Source organism: Mesorhizobium sp. XAP4 (assembly GCF_029269325.1).
In the GTDB taxonomy this organism is placed as follows: domain Bacteria; phylum Pseudomonadota; class Alphaproteobacteria; order Rhizobiales; family Rhizobiaceae; genus Mesorhizobium; species Mesorhizobium ciceri.
This window is the reverse complement of record NZ_JARIXW010000007.1, coordinates 268,899-283,577: the sequence shown is the minus strand read 5'-3', so window position 1 is coordinate 283,577 and position 14,679 is coordinate 268,899. Positions and strand designations below refer to the sequence as shown.

Genomic DNA, 14,679 nt, shown 5'->3' with positions numbered 1-14,679 from the left:
CCGGTTGCACGAAGCGATGCCGCTCGCTATCTCAGCGCCATGAAGGTCAGAGACGCAGATATTCTCATCGTGCCGGGCTACACCAATTCCGGCCCCGACCATTGGCAGAGCCGCTGGCAGTCGAAGCTGTCGACGGCGCGCCGCGTCGAACAGGCGGAGTGGTCGAAGCCGGTGCGCGAGGACTGGACGGCGAGCGTCGCCAAGGCGGTCAACGAGGCCGAGCGGCCGGTCGTCCTGGTCGCGCACTCACTTGGCGTCGCCGCGGCAGTGCAAGCCATTCCGCAATTCCGCAAGCCGGTCGCCGGGGCCTTCTTCGTGGCGCCGCCCGATGTCGCTAACCCCGAGATCAGGCCCAGGCACCTGATGACCTTCGGCCCCTACCCGCGTGAGCCGCTGCCCTTTCCCTCGATCGTGATTGCCAGCCGCAACGATCCGTTCTGCGCCTTCGATGTCGCCGAAGACATTGCCGGTGCCTGGGGCTCGCTGTTCATCGATGCCGGCGAAACCGGTCATCTCAACGCGGATTCGGGCTTCGGACCGTGGCCCGAAGGCTCGATGACCTTCGCCAAGTTCCTGACGGACCTGTAATATATACGGTCAAAGCCTGAACACGAAGCTGCTCGGCAGGCCATCCGGCTTGCGTGAACAATAATTTAATGCAGATCGCGATAATCTCTCCAGCAACGGCGAACTCTGTTCGCCGAACGATTATATTCGCGCGTACTAAATAGCAATTATTCAAAGAAAGCCCCTACTTGGCCAAGGATGCTTCACTCGAATTGTTAAGAGGTGTCGCCGCGCTCGTAGTTCTGAATGGGCATTGTTTGCGTGCTTTTGCGCCATTGATGGAAGGCGAGGGAGACTTGGCCGGGCAATCGCTCAAAACAAGCCTGGCTTTCGTCGCGTTCAATGGCGGCTCCGCCGTCTACCTGTTTTTCGTCCTGTCTTCCTACGTGCTCGTGAAGCGTTATTTTCAGACCAGCAAGGCACAAGATCTGCGGTTGGGTGCGATCAAGCGCCTGCCACGACTGGCCGGCCCGGTACTCGTTACGACGCTGGCATCCTGCATCATCTTCAAGCTCGACCTGTATTTCTTCAAGGATGCGGCCGCCGTCACCCAATCCGACTGGCTGAGAAGTTTCGGCAATGCTTCAAAGGTGCTATCGTCGGAGACTGCGAGTTTCGCCGACGCGTTTCTGCAAGGGGCGTGGCGGACGTTCATCTACGGCGACGAATATTATGACAGCAGCCTGTGGACCATGACGGTCGAGTTCTGGGGGAGCATGCTGACCTTCGCCCTCGCCCCGATCGTCTTTTTCCTTCAAGGCCGCTGGACGTTATCCTTCTGGGTCTGCATAGCAGCAGTCGTGTTCCTGGCGCTGCAAGTCAGTTACTTTCTTTGTGCCTTTCCGGCCAGCCTCTTGCTCTATCCGCTTCTCGCCATGGATTTTCGCCCGAATCGGTGGGTGAGAGGCGCCATGGTGATGGTTTCCCTGGCGCTGCTGGGTTATGCGGGGAGTGCCGTGGGCATATATCGCCCGTTAGCCGTGCTTGACGTGGCTTCCGATGTGGGCCTGCGGCAAGCCTGCGTGGCCATCCCGGCAAGCGTCATGTTGGTCTACGCGGTGCTGAGTGTGGATGAGCCTCTATCATGGCTCTCGGGTAAGGTGGCACGTTTTCTGGGCGACCTGTCCTTCCCACTCTACCTCGTACATGTACCCGTTATCTGCTCATTGGGGTCATGGGTTTTGTTGACAAGCGGTTCCACCGCACTCGGCGCCGCCGCCGCCATACTGGGTTCGATCCTCGCGGCGTTGCCGCTCATGACCTTCAACAACTGGTGGGTCCAGATGGTCGGCGCCCTGTTCAACAGGTTCAGGCGCGGCGGACCTATCGCCGCGGCGCCTGCGGCGTCGAGCGCCTAACCGCCCGGCGCTGTGACGGCAGTGCGTCCGGTTCGGGTTCAGGATCCGATCGAATCCTTGATGCCCTTGAGCAGGGTCTTTGCGCCCAGTGAAATCAGCGCATGCTCCGAGCCCATGGCCAGCAGGCGATAGCCCATCGACACGACCCGGCCGGCAATTGCCGGCTCGACGACGTAGATCGCCGCATGTTTGCCGGCCTTGCGGGTGCGCTCGGCCACCGACGCCACCGTCTCCATCATGCTTTCCAGCGTCGAATTGACCGTGGCGCCATTGCTCCAGGCGATCGAGAAATCCGACGGGCCCAGGAAGATGCCGTCGATGCCGGGCGTATCGAGGATGCCATCGAGCGCATCGAGGGCTGCACGCGTCTCGACCATGGCGAAGGCCATGGTGCGCTGGTTGGTGTCGCGCAGCCAGTCGGCCTGGTCGCCTTGGCCGTGGCGGGGAAAAGCGTAGGTCGGGCCCCAGGAGCGCTCGCCGACCGGGGGGTATTTCATGGCGGCGGCGAACAGTTTTGCGTCGGCAACCGAGTTCACCATCGGCGCGATGACCGCCTCGGCGCCGAAATCGAGCGCGCGGCTTGCCATGTCGAAACGGCCAACGGGAATTCGCACCAGCGCCGGCTTGCCGGTAGCGAGCACCGGCACCAGGCCACGCAGCACGCTGTCTTCGTGATGGCCGCCATGCTGCATGTCGAGCGTGACGGCATCGAAACCCTGCTTGGCGACGATCTCGACCGTCAAGGCATCCGGCACACCGGACCATGCGGTGAACAACGTTTCATCGGCCGCGAGGCGGGACTTCAGGGACATGAACTCTTTCCTTGTTAGCGACCGCAGTTTCAGCCGGAAACGGCGGCAAAGGCAAAGAAAAACCGCCCGGATAGGCCGGGCGGTCGATTGGTCCAGCGTATGGCCGCGGGATCAGCGCATGGCCCGGATCAGGTGTTCTTGATCTGCTCGATCGCCTGCGCCATCAGTTCGTCCATGGTGCGGCGGATCTGGTGGTCCGACTGCTCGACGCCGGCCGCGTCGAAATCCCCGCGGATCTTGCGGAACACGTCGTGGTCGCCGGCCTCCTCGATGTCGGAGATAACCACTTCCTTGGCATAGGCGTCGGCATCGGCGCCGGACTTTCCGAGCTTTTCGGCGGCCCACAGGCCGAGCGCCTTGTTGCGGCGCGCCGAGGCCTTGAACCGAAGCTCCTCGTCGAATGCGAATTTACGCTCAAAGCCCTCTTCACGGTCTTTCATGCTGCTCATGGCGTCCCTCCGGGTCAAATTCGATTCGTTGGCGGTGAATATGTGCGTTGTCAAAGCACAAACCAAAAGGTCGCGGGCCGGTCAATATGCTTCATCGCATGCTGCGCTGCGGCATTTCAGTCCCGAAAGCGGTTGATTGGAAGGATTTGCCGATTGAGCAAACGATGTGATTGGGATAGACCCGGCATTGAACCCTACCGTAGCCGCACTATTTCAGGCAGACGGACAGGAAATGGTCTGATACCGCCTGTCCGGAACCCCAGAGAAAAATCAGATGAAAAATCGCCGCCGCATTTATGAAGGCAAGGCCAAGATACTCTATGAGGGACCCGAACCGGGCACGCTTATCCAGTTCTTCAAGGATGATGCAACCGCGTTCAACAAGAAGAAGCACGAGGTCATCGACGGCAAGGGCGTCCTCAACAACCGCATTTCCGAGTATATTTTCAACCATTTGAACCGCATGGGCATTCCGACCCATTTCATCCGCCGTCTGAACATGCGCGAGCAGCTGATCAAGGAGGTCGAGATCATTCCGCTCGAAGTGGTGGTGCGCAATGTCGCCGCCGGTTCGCTGTCCAAGCGGCTCGGCATCGAGGAAGGCACCGTTCTGCCGCGCTCGATCATCGAATTCTATTACAAGGCCGACGCGCTCGACGATCCGATGGTGTCGGAAGAGCACATCACCGCGTTCGGCTGGGCGAGCCCGCAGGAGATCGACGACGTCATGGCGCTGGCGATCCGCGTCAACGACTTCCTCTCCGGCCTGTTCATGGGCGTCGGCATCCAGCTCGTCGACTTCAAGATCGAATGCGGCCGCCTGTTCGAAGGCGACATGATGCGCATCGTCGTCGCCGACGAGATCTCGCCGGACTCCTGCCGCCTGTGGGACGTGGCGACGCAGGACAAGCTCGACAAGGACCGTTTCCGCCGCGACATGGGCGGCCTCGTCGAGGCCTACCAGGAAGTTGCCCGCCGCCTCGGCATCATGAACGAGAACGAGCCGCCGCGCCCGACCGGCCCGGTGCTCGTCGCCTCGACCGACGGCCTCAAAGGCAAGCCGCACTGATCGCGGTTTGCGACCCGATAATCAGAACAGGAGCATGTCCAGCGTGATCAAGGCCCGCATTACCGTCACCCTCAAGAACGGCGTGCTCGACCCGCAGGGCAAGGCGATCGAACACGCATTGTCCGGCCTGGGCTTCGGCGGCGTCGGCACGGTGCGGCAGGGCAAGGTGTTCGACGTCGAGCTGGCGGAAAGCGACAAGGCCAAGGCCGAAGCCGACCTCAAGGCCATGTGCGACAAGCTGCTGGCGAATACGGTGATCGAGAATTATAGTGTGACGCTTACCTAAGGCTGTGCCGGAGGCACGGATGCCTGAAGTCACGAATGAACCGATGTACGAGCTTCTCAAGAAAATCCATTCACGAACGGATCGACTTGAGAGTGGCCTGGGCGAAGTCAAGCACGAGATTGTAGCGATCAGGCTTGCAGGCGTTGAGCACGCAAACGGACGTCAACAATATCTACGCGATAGCAGGCCGTATCGATCAACATCTTGAACGGATTGAGCAGCGCTTCGAGTTGCGCGAACTCGCCGAAGCACAAAGGCCTTACGAACGAAATGAAATCAGCCGTCGTCCTCCTGCCTGGCCTCAATCGCGACCGCGAGATGATCGCGGCGCTGACCAAGATTTCGGGAACACCGCCGGTCACCGTCTGGCAAACCGACACCGAAATCCCCGATGTCGATCTGATCGCCATTCCGGGCGGTTTTTCCTTCGGCGACTATCTGCGCTGCGGCGCGATCGCCGCGCGCATGCCGGTCATGCGGGCAGTGGCCGAAAAAGCGGCCGCGGGCGTGACGGTCATCGGCGTCTGCAACGGTTTCCAGATCCTGGTCGAGGCCGGCTTGTTGCCGGGTGCCTTGATGCGCAACACCTCGCTGAAATTCGTCTGCCGGCAGGTGAAGCTCGAGATCACCAATGCCAACACCATGTTCACCCGCCGCTATCAGCCGGGCCAGATCATCCGCTCGCCGGTCGCGCATCATGACGGCAATTATTTCGCCGACGCCGACACGCTTGCCCGTCTCGAAGGCGAAGGCCAGGTGGTGTTCCGCTATGCAGAGGGCACCAACCCCAACGGCTCGATCAACGACATTGCCGGCATCGTCAACAGCCAAGGCAATGTGCTCGGGCTGATGCCGCATCCGGAAAACCTGATCGAAGCAGCTCATGGCGGTACCGACGGCCGCGGACTGTTCGAGAGCGCCCTCGGCATCGCTGCCTGACGATATCGAAGCGAACAGCTTGAAAACAGCCGGACATTCCTGTCTCTTTGGAGCAAGTCTGGTTCATTGGGGAGAGAGACGGTCATGAAACTCTATTCGCGGCCGTTGTCGCCCTACTCGTCGATCGTGCGGGCATTGGCCTACATCAAGGACGTGCCACTCAAGATCATCGCGCCGCCGCCCGGTTTTCCCATCCCGGAAGAGTTTCGCGCCATCTCGCCGATGAACCGGATTCCGGTGCTGATCACCGGCTCGGGCGAGACGATCGTCGAATCGGTGGTCATCGCCGAATATCTCGAGGAACGGTTTCCGGAACCGGCGCTGCTGCCGCCCGATTCCAAGGACCGTGCGCTGGTGCGCATGTTCGCCCGCATCACCGATCTCGATGTGCTGACCCCGTTGATGAAGCTTTTCGAGCTTCATTCCGTGCCGAAGCGCAACAATGCCGAGATCGACGCTCAGTTCGCCCGCCTGCATCATGGACTGGCGGCAATCGAGGCCCGTATGGCGCAAGGGCCCTTCGCACTCGGCGACGACATCAGCTTCGCCGATGCCTGGCTGACGCCGACGCGGTTCATCTTCAACAATTTCCGCGCCATGACAGGACGCCACGACCTGCTCGACGCCTATCCCAAATTCGACGCCTACCAGCAGATCGCCTCGCAACACCCGGCATTGTCGCGTGTGTGGGGCGAGATGACCGACGGCTTGAAAATCTTCCTGTCCGAGCTTGAGATGGGTGCCGCTTGATCAAGTCGAGGACGATCGCGCTGGTCGCCGCGGCGGGCTTTGTGCTGGCATCCTGCCAGTCGACGCCAAAGAGCACGCCTGTTCCCTCGGGCAAAAGTGCTGCGCTGCTGGCCATGGAACAAGTGGCGATCGCCGCCCACAAATGCTGGATCGCCAGCAAGGACCCGGCCTTCAAACCGTACCAGATGGCCAATGAGCTGAATTCGTTCAGCGGCACGCCGCGTTTCCTGCTGGTTCCGGCCAAGCACTATGGCGGCAAACCTTTGCTGGTCGTGCAGGCGCAAGGCAATTCTAGCCGTGTCGACGTCTTCGGACCGCTGATGAACGATCCGCTCGGCGCCCGCATCGGCTCCGACATTGCGCGCTGGCAGGCCGGCAATCCGGCCTGCGCCGCGACGGCCTAGCCCATGGGCCGGTTCCTGCAGATTGTGGGGCTGGTCATCGGTCTGGCCGGGCTCATCCTGCAGTTCTGCATCAGCATTCCTGCATCGATGGAAGCAGGCCGCAGCCTGCTTGGCTCCGTCATTTTCGTCTTCAGCTTCTTCACCATCCTGACCAACATCGGCGCGGTGCTGGTGTACACGTCGCTGCTGTCACCCACCTTCTATGCCTGGCTGCCGGCCTTTGCAGGGGCGCGGATGCGCACCGGCGTTGCGGTTTCGATCGCACTGGTCTTCATCATCTACGCAACGGTTCTGGCACGACTCTGGCAGCCGCAGGGACTGTTCCTGCTCTGCGATGTTCTCCTGCACTACGTCACGCCGGTGCTGTTCGTGCTGTGGTGGCTGATATCGGGCGCCGACGGCCGGACACGCTGGAGCGACATTTCGTGGTGGGTGATCTATCCCATCGCTTATCTGGTCTATGCGCTGGTGCGGGCGCCGCTTGCCGGCGAGGTGCCCTACCCTTTCCTGAACATCGCCAAGAACGGCGCGACCAGCGTCGTCATCTCAACTGCAGCCATCACCGGACTTTTCCTCGTGCTGTGCGTGGTCGCCGTCCTTACGGACCATGCCGTTGCACGCACAAGGGCGTCGAGGGTCCGTTAGAACTGTGCGGACCTTCTGTCCGGATTTCCCGGGACCATCATCTTTCCCAAACCGGTTCCCACTTTTGGGATCACGGTCAGTCCCAGAACGGCCTGATGCCCTCGCGGTGGGCGTCGCAGCGCGTGACGCCGATATCCTTGAGCTGGTCGTCGGTCATCTCCAGCAGAGCCAACCGGCTGCGGCGGCGATCCAGCAGGTTGTCGATCCATCTTGCCAGCGACCTCAGCACGCGCACAAGGCGGCTGACAAAGCCGCGCTGAGCCGACGGGCGTGTCGATTGGGCCGATAATGCAGCGCTCGAATGACGTATTGTCGCGATTGTATTCATTTTCTTTCTGCCAAAGTCCTAAATTGTACCCTTTTGGCACGCGATTGATATGTATTGACTCATCTATCGGTGCAATATAGAAAATTGTCACCATGACAAATTGGCTTCCAGATCTCACTGCCGGCTCCGGCCCGCTGTATCAGCGGCTGGCGGATTCCATCGAGACGGACATCGATCGGGGCGTGATCGATGCCGGCGCAAAGTTGCCGCCGCAGCGCGACCTCGCCTACGACATCGGCACCACCGTCGGCACTGTCGGCCGGGCCTATCAATTGCTGCGCGAGCGTGGGCTGGTGAGCGGCGAGGTCGGGCGTGGAACCTATGTGCTCGGCCAGCGCGCGAAGCCGGATTTTCCGGCTCCGGACGTCGGCGGCGAAGGCACGCGCTATATCGATGCGCCTAAAGGCAAGCTGCGTTTCGACAGCACCGCAGCACCTGATATCGGCCAGGGCGACATTGTCGCCGGTGTCCTGTCGCGCACGGCGCAGGACCATCCGCATGAGATTTCGAGCTACACCAGGGATTTCCCCGAACGATGGTACGAAGCCGGCGCCCGCTGGTTGGCGCGCAATTCCTTTCGCCCGGATGCCGACACCATCGTTCCCACGCTCGGCACCCATGCGGCGGTGATGGCGGCGATCGCGGCGCTCACCATGCCTGGCGACTATGTTGCCTTCGAGCACCTCACCTACTCGCAGGTTTCCCGCAGTGCCGGCTTGATCGGCAGGCGCACCGCGTTGGTGGCATCGGACGATGAAGGCATTGATCCGCAGGATTTCGAGCGCGTCTGCGCGCAAAAGCATCCCAAAATGATCTTCCTGATGCCGACGGCGCAGAATCCGACGCTGGCCACCTTGTCGGCTGCGCGCCGCGAAGCGATCGCCCATGTCGCACGCGAATACAATGTCGTCCTCATCGAGGACGACCTCTATGGCAATCTGACCGATGATCCGACGCCGTTGCTGGCCGAATATGCTCCTGAGAGGACCATTGTCGCGGGCGGCCTGTCGAAGTCGGTCGCAGCCGGTGTGCGCGGCGGCTGGCTTTCCTGCCCGCCCGCCTACCGCCACCGCATCCGCGTCGCCCACAAGATGATGACCGGCGGCATGCCCTTCCTGCTGGCGGAGGTGAATACAAGGCTGGTGCTGTCCGGTCAGGCGGATGAGATACGAAAGCGCAGCATCGCCGAAATCAGCGCCCGCATCGCCATCGTACGCGAGACTTTGGCCGGCTTCGCCTTCAAGTCGCATGACAGGGTGCCCTTTGTCTGGCTGACCCTGCCCGACCCCTGGCTTTCCGGCACCTTCAAGAACGCTTGCCTGGAGCACGGCGTGCTGATCGACGACGAGGACGAATTCAAGGCCGGCCGTTCCGAGCAGGTTTTCCATGGCGTCCGCTTCGGCGTTTCGCAGCCGAGACAGCGCGGGGATATCGCTGAAGGCGTTGCGGTGATCCGGCGACTTCTCGATGAAGGCCGCGCCGGCTACGACAGCTTCTCCTGACACTGCGTGGCTTTGTCCGGTTTTCCGTCGTTTTTCGTCAATCCATGGGTGTATCGGCCGCAAGGCTTGCGATAAGACGGGACTCAAAATCCCAACGTCCCGGATAAAAATCGCCGCCCATGACCATTTCCAATTCCGTGCCGATCACCCCCGAGCTCATTGCCTCACACGGGCTCAAGCCCGACGAGTACCAGCGCATTCTCGACCTCGTCGGGCGCGAGCCGAGCTTCACCGAACTCGGCATCTTCTCGGCGATGTGGAATGAGCACTGCTCCTACAAATCCTCGAAGAAATGGCTGCGCACGCTGCCGACCACCGGACCTCAGGTCATCCAAGGGCCGGGCGAGAATGCTGGCGTGGTCGACATCGGCGATGGCGACTGCGTCGTCTTCAAGATGGAGAGTCACAACCACCCATCCTACATCGAGCCCTACCAGGGTGCGGCGACCGGCGTCGGCGGCATATTGCGCGACGTCTTCACCATGGGCGCGCGGCCGATCGCGGCGATGAATGCGCTGCGTTTTGGTGCGCCCGACCATCCCAAGACCAGGCACCTCGTTTCAGGCGTGGTTTCCGGCGTCGGCGGCTATGGCAACGCGTTCGGCGTGCCGACGGTCGGCGGCGAGGTCAATTTCGATGCCCGCTACAATGGCAACATCCTGGTCAACGCCTTTGCAGCGGGCCTTGCCAAGACCGATGCGATCTTCCTGTCCGAAGCCAAGGGAGTCGGCCTGCCGGTCGTCTATCTCGGCGCCAAGACCGGCCGCGACGGCGTCGGCGGCGCCACCATGGCTTCGGCCGAATTCGACGATAAGATCGATGAGAAGCGTCCGACAGTGCAGGTCGGCGATCCCTTCACCGAAAAGTGCCTGCTGGAAGCCAGCCTCGAACTGATGGCCTCGGGCGCCGTCATCGCCATCCAGGACATGGGTGCGGCCGGCCTCACCTGCTCGGCGGTCGAAATGGGCGCCAAGGGCGACCTCGGCATCGAGCTCGATCTCGACAAGGTGCCGGTGCGCGAAGAGCGCATGAGCGCCTACGAAATGATGCTTTCGGAAAGCCAGGAGCGCATGCTGATGGTGCTGCGTCCGGAAAAGGAAAAGGAAGCCGAGGCGATCTTCCACAAATGGGGGCTCGACTTCGCCATCGTCGGCAAGACCACCGACGATCTGCGCTTCCGCGTGCTGCACCAGGGCGACGAGGTTGCCAACCTGCCGATCAAGGATCTTGGCGACAAGGCTCCGGAATATGACCGGCCGTGGATCGAACCGAAGAAGCCGGCGCCGCTGGCCGCCAATGATGTTCCGCAAGCCGATGTTGCAGACGCGCTGCTGAAGCTGCTCGGCGGTCCCGACCTGTCTTCGCGCCGCTGGGTCTGGGAGCAGTATGACACGCTGATCCAGGGCAATTCGCTGCAGCTTCCAGGCGGCGATGCCGGCGTGGTGCGGGTCGAAGGCCATGCGACCAAGGCGCTCGCCTTCTCGTCCGACGTGACGCCGCGCTATTGCGAGGCCGACCCTTACGAGGGCGGCAAGCAGGCGGTGGCCGAATGCTGGCGCAACTTGACCGCCACCGGCGCTCTGCCGCTGGCCGCAACCGACAACCTCAATTTCGGCAACCCGGAACGGCCCGAGATCATGGGCCAGCTGGTCGGTGCTGTGAAAGGCATAGGCGACGCCTGTCGTGCGCTCGAATTCCCGATCGTCTCCGGCAATGTCTCGCTCTACAATGAGACCAACGGCCAGGGCATCCTGCCAACCCCGACCATCGGCGGCGTCGGCCTGATCGCCGATTGGTCGAAGATGGTGCGGGCCGGCTTTGCGGCCGAGGGCCAAATGATCCTGCTGGTCGGCGCGCCGGCGTCCTGGGGAACGCATCTTGGGCAATCGGTTTATTTCAGGGACATACACGGCCGCACGGATGGCCCGCCGCCGCCGGTCGACCTCGATCACGAAAAACGCGTCGGCGACCATGTGCGCGCGCTCATCGCCTCCGGCATCGTCACGGCGGCGCATGACGTTTCCGATGGCGGTATCGCGGTGGCTTTAGCCGAAATGGTGATGGCGTCCGGCATCGGCGCTACGGTCCCCGGCCTTGTCGGCACCGACCCGATCCCGGTCTGGTTCGGCGAGGATCAGGGCCGTTATCTGCTGACGCTGTCGATCGATCCGCATGGTGACGAATGGGACGCCATTCGCAAGCAGCAGGGCGAGCTTGGCATCTTCGCGCCGTGGATCGGCTCCACAGGCGGCAGCGCGCTGAAGCTTGGCGACGCCAGGGCAATCCCGGTCAGCGAACTCTCCTCGGCTCACGAAGGCTGGTTCCCGCGCTTCATGGATCAGGCTAGTTGACCACACTGGCCGCCCGGGCGCTGCTTGCAGTCGTTTTCTGGCCGTCGCTGTTCTTCTTCTGGTTCCTGGGACCGTTCGTCTTTTTCCTGCTGTCGACGACCTCGAGCGAGGTTTGTATGCGGCTGGAAACACGTGCGGAGTTCCTTGCCGCGGCGAACGGCGCCATCCCGATGCTGGCGCTGCAGAACCTCCTCTACGCGGTCCCGATCATCTGCCTGGTGCTCTGGGGCCGCCTTTTCCCGGATCCGGCACGGGCAAGGCACATTGTCACCTGCGTCAAGCTTTTCGCCGGCACGGTGGTCGTGGGCGCGTTTTGGGAGTACGGCTCGTCGCTCATCTGCGACGGCTATGGTCAGGGGTTCTTCTCGCAGGCTTGGCAAATGACGAGCTATCTCCCCATTGTCAGCCTGCTGCTCAACGCGCCGCTCTATGTGCTTGCCTTCAGCCTTGGCCGCGCTTTCTCGACACGCGAGGATGTTGCCGAGGATGAAGCAAGCCCACCGGCCTAGTCTTTCTCTGAAGCCGTGTGGCCGTTGGCGGGACAGAACGGCTTCAATCCGGACCGGAAAGGCTTTAGGCTCACCCGACTCTCATCTTATAGCCGGCTACCGGCCGCTCGAAACAGGATTTTGCCATGGCAATGGATGCCCACGACATCGAAAAACTGATCAAGGACGGCATTCCGGACGCCAAGGTGACGATTCGCGATCTCGCCGGCGACGGCGACCACTATGCGGCCGAGGTGGTGGCCGAGAGCTTTCGCGGCAAGAGCCGCGTCCAGCAGCACCAGATGGTCTATGACGCGCTGAAGGGCAATATGGGCGGCGTGTTGCACGCATTGGCGCTGCAGACCAGCGTTCCCGACTGACCCTTAGCGCTTGGCCCAACACGGCTCATCCTTTGCGCCATTTCAGCCACGGCGCGGCTAACGTCTTGTTTCGAGCAATCGTTGGGTTTATTTGAAGGGTATGTTTCGAGCCTGACTCCCACAGGCGGGAAAGGATATTCCATGAGCGGCATCAACGACTACATTGACAATGAAGTGAAGGGCAACGACGTCGTCCTTTTCATGAAGGGCACACCTGGTTTCCCGCAATGCGGATTTTCCGGCCAGGTCGTCCAGATCCTCGACTATATCGGCGCCGACTACAAAGGCGTGAACGTCCTGGACTCGGCTGAACTGCGCCAGGGCATCAAGGAATACTCCAACTGGCCGACGATCCCTCAGCTCTACGTCAAGGGAGAATTCGTCGGCGGTTGCGACATCGTGCGCGAGATGTTCCAGGCGGGCGAGCTGCAGACGTTCCTCGTCGAGAAGGGCGTCAGCGTCAAAGGCGCCGCCTGATTTCTGTTTTGTGCATGCCCGAAATCGACGTTGATTTTCGGGCATCGAGCACCAGGCACCGGGGCAACCTCACCTCGGCAATTTTCATGTCCTGACCCCAGGACCAGGACGAGCCAATGCGCCGGCCCGCCGGCGCATTTTCGTTTGAAAGATCGGACTTGCCGTGGACCAGCCAAGACCAGCGCCGCAATCGGCAAGCAAACTGCCCATTCCGCGCTGGGAGTTCATCGCTCTGTGCGCGGCACTGATGGCGCTGAACTCGCTGGCCATCGATATCATGCTGCCGGCTCTGCAGCAGATCGGCGCCTCGCTCGGCGTCGAAAATGAAAACCACCGGCAGTACGTCATAACGGCCTACATTCTGGGCTTCGGTGGCGGGCAGCTGTTCTTCGGGCCGATCTCGGATCGCTTCGGACGTCGCGCACCACTGGTCGCAGGGCTGGTGATTTATGTCGCCGCGGCTGCGGCCGCCGCCGTTGCACCAAGCTTTGAAACACTTCTGCTGTGCCGGGCCGTGCAAGGCATCGGTGCAGCCGCCACTCGTGTCATCGCGGTCTCGATCGTGCGCGATACGTTCGACGGCCGGCGCATGGCCGAGGTGATGTCGCTGATCTTCATGGTGTTCATGGCGATACCGGTCATTGCTCCCGGCATCGGCCAATTTATCATGCTGTTTGCGACCTGGCATTGGATCTTCGTCACCATGGCCGTCGGTGCGCTGCTCGTCTCGGCCTGGTCGCTGCTGCGCCTTCCTGAAACGCTGCATCCCGAACATCGCCGGCCGCTGACGCTCAACTCCATTGTCGGCGGGTTTCGTATCGTTCTCACCAACCGCATTGCGATCTGCTATGCCTTCGCCAGCACCTTCATTTTCGGCGCCATGTTTGGCTTCATCGCTTCGGCGCAGCAGATCTATGTCGACATTTTCAAAGTCGGCGAGATGTTCCCGGTCATCTTTGCTGGGGTTGCGGGCGTGCTCGCCTTCTCCAACTTTCTGAACTCGCGCCTTGTCGGCCGCATCGGCATGCGCCGCCTGTCGCAGAGTGCGTTGCTGCTGTTCCTGGTCATCAGCCTTGCCTGGCTGGTGATTTCGCTGGAGATGAAGATGCCGCTCTGGCTGTTCATCACCTTCTTTGCCTGCGCCATGCTTCCATTCGGTGCGCTCGGCGCGAACTTCAACGCGCTGGCCATGGAGCCGCTCGGCCAACTGGCCGGCACGGCTTCGTCGATCCTCGGTTTCATGCAGACGTTTCTCGGCGGCATTCTCGGCACGCTGATCGGCCAGGCCTTCAACGGCACGGTGACGCCGCTGGCCGCCGGCTTCTGCAGCGTCTCGGTCGCCGCGCTGCTGATGATCTTCATCGCCGAGCGCGGCAAGATGTTCCAGCCACAGAACCCGCCCGTTTCAGGGCACATCACCGACTTGCATTAGGACGCACCTTCAAGGGCTGCCGTGAACCGAGGGGCAAGCATGCGCCCCGCAATTGCTTCGCCCATGCTGTCCGAAAAGTGCAATGGCAGAGCGTCATCGAGTGCCCTGAGGATGGATGCCACGAAGGCCCGGCTGCGCTGGGCATCGGTTCCCAGATCGGAATATGTGGCGCGAGGTTTGCCGATCAGCGTGCCGTTGCGGCGAAGCGAGAACCGCAGCGTGAGGGACATGCCCGCGGTTCCGGGTGGCGGCTTCCAGCAGGCATAGATCGCGTCCGACATCTCCTTTATCGTGTCGACGGGATCGGTACTGCGACAGCTGCGCTCTTGCGACCTTGCTTCCAGGGAACTGGCGAACAGACCGGCGGCAAGAGCCACCGCGACAAATGCAAACCGAGGTTTCATTCGAGAGCCTCCGGATTTGCGCGAGATTGTACTGCTTT

The 14,679-nt window shown here is 61.6% G+C and carries 18 protein-coding genes; 14 read left to right on the top strand and 4 right to left on the bottom strand.

What is annotated here, in order from left to right; translation table 11 throughout:
* Positions 1 to 39 precede the first annotated feature (39 nt).
* Positions 40 to 588 carry an alpha/beta hydrolase gene (locus P3C39_RS27625; protein ID WP_064995489.1) on the top strand — a complete coding sequence of 183 codons (549 nt, stop codon included), beginning with the start codon at positions 40 to 42 and terminating at the stop codon, positions 586 to 588.
* A gap of 167 nt (positions 589 to 755) precedes the next feature.
* Positions 756 to 1,925, top strand: a complete 1,170-nt coding sequence (locus P3C39_RS27620) for an acyltransferase (RefSeq protein WP_275954653.1) — start codon at positions 756 to 758, stop codon at positions 1,923 to 1,925.
* A 38-nt stretch (positions 1,926 to 1,963) separates the two neighbouring features.
* Here P3C39_RS27620 and P3C39_RS27615 read toward each other — a convergent pair whose 3' ends face one another.
* Both P3C39_RS27615 and P3C39_RS27610 read right to left on the bottom strand, forming a co-directional pair.
* Positions 1,964 to 2,737, bottom strand: coding sequence for an HpcH/HpaI aldolase/citrate lyase family protein (locus tag P3C39_RS27615; RefSeq protein ID WP_013532125.1), 774 nt, complete (start codon positions 2,735 to 2,737; stop codon positions 1,964 to 1,966).
* A gap of 128 nt (positions 2,738 to 2,865) precedes the next feature.
* Positions 2,866 to 3,186: a DUF1476 domain-containing protein gene (locus P3C39_RS27610; RefSeq protein WP_013532126.1), complete on the bottom strand. Its 321-nt coding sequence runs from the start codon at positions 3,184 to 3,186 to the stop codon at positions 2,866 to 2,868.
* Positions 3,187 to 3,460: 274 nt separating this feature from the next.
* Here P3C39_RS27610 and purC point away from each other — a divergent pair, with 274 nt between their 5' ends.
* The 6 genes from purC to P3C39_RS27580 all read left to right on the top strand — a co-directional run bounded on the left by purC (position 3,461) and on the right by P3C39_RS27580 (position 7,279).
* Complete coding sequence (gene purC, locus P3C39_RS27605; protein WP_013532127.1) at positions 3,461 to 4,255, top strand: phosphoribosylaminoimidazolesuccinocarboxamide synthase; 795 nt, start codon at positions 3,461 to 3,463, stop codon at positions 4,253 to 4,255.
* 43 nt (positions 4,256 to 4,298) lie between these two features.
* On the top strand, positions 4,299 to 4,541 hold the full coding sequence (gene purS, locus P3C39_RS27600) for a phosphoribosylformylglycinamidine synthase subunit PurS (RefSeq protein WP_013532128.1): 243 nt from the start codon (positions 4,299 to 4,301) through the stop codon (positions 4,539 to 4,541).
* Between the two features lie 270 nt (positions 4,542 to 4,811).
* Positions 4,812 to 5,480: a phosphoribosylformylglycinamidine synthase subunit PurQ gene (purQ, locus tag P3C39_RS27595; protein WP_275954654.1), complete on the top strand. Its 669-nt coding sequence runs from the start codon at positions 4,812 to 4,814 to the stop codon at positions 5,478 to 5,480.
* Positions 5,481 to 5,564: 84 nt separating this feature from the next.
* On the top strand, positions 5,565 to 6,230 hold the full coding sequence (locus P3C39_RS27590; RefSeq protein WP_013532130.1) for a glutathione S-transferase family protein: 666 nt from the start codon (positions 5,565 to 5,567) through the stop codon (positions 6,228 to 6,230).
* A complete protein-coding gene (locus tag P3C39_RS27585) occupies positions 6,227 to 6,634 on the top strand; it encodes a hypothetical protein (RefSeq protein WP_064995398.1) in 408 nt (135 codons plus the stop codon). The genes P3C39_RS27590 and P3C39_RS27585 overlap by 4 nt, the downstream gene beginning before the upstream one ends.
* A 3-nt stretch (positions 6,635 to 6,637) precedes the next feature.
* Complete coding sequence (locus P3C39_RS27580; protein WP_275954655.1) at positions 6,638 to 7,279, top strand: Pr6Pr family membrane protein; 642 nt, start codon at positions 6,638 to 6,640, stop codon at positions 7,277 to 7,279.
* Between the two features lie 76 nt (positions 7,280 to 7,355).
* Here the strand turns inward: P3C39_RS27580 and P3C39_RS27575 are convergent, their stop codons facing one another.
* Positions 7,356 to 7,607, bottom strand: coding sequence for a DUF1127 domain-containing protein (locus P3C39_RS27575; protein ID WP_013532133.1), 252 nt, complete (start codon positions 7,605 to 7,607; stop codon positions 7,356 to 7,358).
* 92 nt (positions 7,608 to 7,699) lie between these two features.
* Here P3C39_RS27575 and P3C39_RS27570 point away from each other — a divergent pair, with 92 nt between their 5' ends.
* The 6 genes from P3C39_RS27570 to P3C39_RS27545 all read left to right on the top strand — a co-directional run bounded on the left by P3C39_RS27570 (position 7,700) and on the right by P3C39_RS27545 (position 14,237).
* On the top strand, positions 7,700 to 9,109 hold the full coding sequence (locus P3C39_RS27570; protein ID WP_013532134.1) for a PLP-dependent aminotransferase family protein: 1,410 nt from the start codon (positions 7,700 to 7,702) through the stop codon (positions 9,107 to 9,109).
* Positions 9,110 to 9,228: 119 nt separating this feature from the next.
* On the top strand, positions 9,229 to 11,460 hold the full coding sequence (gene purL / locus P3C39_RS27565; protein ID WP_275954656.1) for a phosphoribosylformylglycinamidine synthase subunit PurL: 2,232 nt from the start codon (positions 9,229 to 9,231) through the stop codon (positions 11,458 to 11,460).
* The gene (locus P3C39_RS27560; protein WP_275954657.1) at positions 11,457 to 11,969 is read left to right on the top strand and encodes a hypothetical protein; all 513 of its coding nucleotides are present in this window, start codon (positions 11,457 to 11,459) and stop codon (positions 11,967 to 11,969) included. The genes purL and P3C39_RS27560 overlap by 4 nt, the downstream gene beginning before the upstream one ends.
* A gap of 125 nt (positions 11,970 to 12,094) precedes the next feature.
* Entirely contained in the window at positions 12,095 to 12,328 is a 234-nt protein-coding gene (locus tag P3C39_RS27555; RefSeq protein ID WP_010909092.1) for a BolA family transcriptional regulator, read from the top strand.
* Positions 12,329 to 12,469: 141 nt separating this feature from the next.
* Positions 12,470 to 12,805, top strand: coding sequence for a Grx4 family monothiol glutaredoxin (grxD, locus tag P3C39_RS27550; RefSeq protein WP_013532137.1), 336 nt, complete (start codon positions 12,470 to 12,472; stop codon positions 12,803 to 12,805).
* Positions 12,806 to 12,968: 163 nt separating this feature from the next.
* Positions 12,969 to 14,237, top strand: coding sequence for a multidrug effflux MFS transporter (locus P3C39_RS27545; RefSeq protein WP_013532138.1), 1,269 nt, complete (start codon positions 12,969 to 12,971; stop codon positions 14,235 to 14,237).
* On the opposite strand, the gene P3C39_RS27540 is transcribed toward P3C39_RS27545, so the two are convergent.
* Positions 14,234 to 14,641, bottom strand: coding sequence for a hypothetical protein (locus P3C39_RS27540; RefSeq protein WP_013532139.1), 408 nt, complete (start codon positions 14,639 to 14,641; stop codon positions 14,234 to 14,236). The genes P3C39_RS27545 and P3C39_RS27540 overlap by 4 nt on opposite strands.
* Positions 14,642 to 14,679 lie beyond the last annotated feature (38 nt).